Origin of the sequence: Methylobacterium sp. J-048 (genome assembly GCF_022829515.1) — a bacterium.
GTDB lineage: Bacteria > Pseudomonadota > Alphaproteobacteria > Rhizobiales > Beijerinckiaceae > Methylobacterium.
Genome location: NZ_JAKSYL010000271.1, coordinates 1 through 921 on the forward strand (window position 1 = coordinate 1; position 921 = coordinate 921).

The 921-nt window shown below is 66.3% G+C and carries 1 protein-coding gene; it reads left to right on the top strand.

What is annotated here, in order from left to right; genetic code table 11:
- The first annotated feature begins 91 nt into the window (after positions 1 to 91).
- Positions 92 to 904: an IS5 family transposase gene (locus tag MKL09_RS27155; protein WP_244025106.1), complete on the top strand. Its 813-nt coding sequence runs from the start codon at positions 92 to 94 to the stop codon at positions 902 to 904.
- Positions 905 to 921 lie beyond the last annotated feature (17 nt).

Sequence of the window (921 nt, forward strand, 5' to 3'; positions counted from 1 at the left end):
AGAGCCTGTCCGATAATGATCCGAGGCGGGGTTGAGTGGCCGGGATGGCGATGATTCCAGGTGGGTTGCTGAAGCCTAACCTGGAAGCGCCATGTGGACCCCGACCACCCGGCGGCAGCATAGCCGCGCCGGCCTTCGCTATGAAACCGATCTGACCGATGCCGAGTGGGCGGTGATCGAGCCGCTCATGCCGAGGCCTGAGCCGCGCGGGCGGCCTCCGGTCTGGACGCCGCGGGAGATCTTGAACGCGATCTTCTACGTTCTGCGCGGCGGTATCGCATGGCGGCTGATCCCCAAGGATCTGCCGCCGCGATCGACAACGTTCGGCTACTTCAGCCGCTGGCGCGACACAGGGCTGTTTAGCCGGATCAATCACCACCTCGTCATGGCTGATCGCGAGCGTGTCGGACGCGAAGCCTCGCCGTCCGCCGCAGTGCTCGACAGCCAGAGCGTCAAAACCACGGAGAGCGGCGGGCCGCGCGGCTACGACGCCGGTAAGAAGGTCAAGGGTCGCAAGCGCCAAGCGCTGGTCGATACGGACGGGCGTGCGCTCGTCCTCGATCCGCAGCCTGCCAACGTGCAGGACCGGGACGGGGCCGTTCCGGTCCTGCGCCTGTCACGCCGGAGCTTCCCGTTCATCGTCAAGGCCTTCGCCGACGCCGGCTATGCCGGCGACAAGCCAGCGAGCGCGACGATCATCGCCGTCGAGATCGTGCGCAAGCCGCCGGATCAAATTGGCTTCGCTGTCCATCCACGCCGGTGGGTCGTTGAACGGTTCTTCGCCTGGATCAGCCGCAACCGGCGCCTCTGGAAGGATGCGGAAGCGACCCTCGCCTCCGCCAGAGCCTTCCTCTACGCCGCAGCCATCATGATCCTCGTCAGACGCCTCGCCCGATCGCCCTGACTTCTCGGACGGACTCT

What these genes read in the sequence shown, in the direction of transcription:
- MKL09_RS27155 (WP_244025106.1), top strand. Translation starts at nt 92, where the DNA reads ATGTGGACCCCGACCACCCGGCGGCAGCATAGCCGCGCCGGCCTTCGC.